The organism is Butyricicoccus intestinisimiae, assembly GCF_018918345.1.
In the GTDB taxonomy this organism is placed as follows: domain Bacteria; phylum Bacillota; class Clostridia; order Oscillospirales; family Butyricicoccaceae; genus Butyricicoccus_A; species Butyricicoccus_A intestinisimiae.
Genome location: NZ_JAHLQI010000018.1, coordinates 1 through 1,151, shown reverse-complemented (window position 1 = coordinate 1,151; position 1,151 = coordinate 1). Strand labels below are relative to the sequence as shown.

The following is a 1,151-nucleotide window of genomic DNA, read 5'->3' as shown; positions in this document are numbered from 1 at the left end:
CCGATCAGTACGATCTCCGGCTTCTTGTCCATAACTGCCTTGCAGATAACGTCTGCATATGCATCGGTGGTGTAATCCTTCAGTGCCGGATCATCTACCAGAATTACCTTGTCTGCGCCATATGCGCCAATTTCCTTTGCCAGGCCTTCTACCTGATCGCCTACCAGCAGACCTGCCAGCTCTACGCCCAGATCGTCTGCCAGCTTGCGGCCTTCGGATACCAGCTCAAGGACGGTGCTCTGCAGCTCGCCCTGACGCTGCTCACAGAATACCCAAACGCCCTTGAAATCCTTCATGTTCTCTCCGGAATTCTTAAACTCAGCCATTTGTTGTTTCTCCTTTCAATTAAATGATGTGCTTTGCCAGCAGCTTGTCAACCAGTACGTCAACAGTCTTCTGGTCAGCGCCCTCGAGCATCTCGCCCTGTCCCTTCTGCGGAGGGGTAAAGGATGCGAAGATGTTCGTCGGAGAACCCTTCAGGCCGATGGTGTCCAGCTCGATCAGCGGATCATCCTTCAGAGTGTTGAAGTCAAATACGGACATCGGCTTGCTGTATGTCTCGAAAATACCGCCTACGCTCATGTAGCGCGGGGTGTTCAGTTCCTTGATTGCAGTAATCAGGCACGGAGTCTGCGTCTTGATGGTCATGTAGCCATCTTCCAGCATTCTCTTTACCGTTACATCGCGGCCTTCTACCTTGATGTCTGCTGCATAGGTAACCTGCGGCAGGTTCAGCTTCTCTGCGATCTGCGGGCCTACCTGTGCGGTATCACCGTCGATTGCCTGACGGCCGCACAGTACGATGTCATCGTCCTCTACGCCGATCTTGTTGATTGCTGCTGCCAGAATCTGAGAGGTTGCGAAGGTGTCGGAACCGCCGAACTCACGGCCGGATACCAGCACTGCTTCGTCGATGCCCATTGCCATGATCTCACGCAGCATGCCTTCTGCCGGAGGAGGACCCATGGTTACTACGATGGTCTTGCAGCCGGTCTGATCCTTCAGGGTCAGTGCTGCTTCGATTGCGTTCTTATCATCCGGATTGATGATTGCTGCCATAGAAGCGCGGTCCAGAGTTCCGTCCGGCTTTACTGCAACCTTACCAGAAGTATCCGGAACCTGCTTTACGCATACGATAACTTTCATGATTC

General features: G+C 53.3%; 1 protein-coding gene and 1 pseudogene. Both read right to left on the bottom strand.

Going from position 1 to position 1,151, the window contains the following annotated elements; genetic code table 11:
* A pseudogene (locus tag KQI75_RS13445) lies at positions 1 to 326 on the bottom strand (acryloyl-CoA reductase electron transfer subunit beta); the annotation flags it as partial.
* A 19-nt stretch (positions 327 to 345) separates the two neighbouring features.
* Positions 346 to 1,146 carry an acryloyl-CoA reductase electron transfer subunit gamma gene (acrB, locus tag KQI75_RS13440; RefSeq protein WP_216471339.1) on the bottom strand — a complete coding sequence of 267 codons (801 nt, stop codon included), beginning with the start codon at positions 1,144 to 1,146 and terminating at the stop codon, positions 346 to 348.
* Between the last annotated feature and the right edge of the window lie 5 nt (positions 1,147 to 1,151).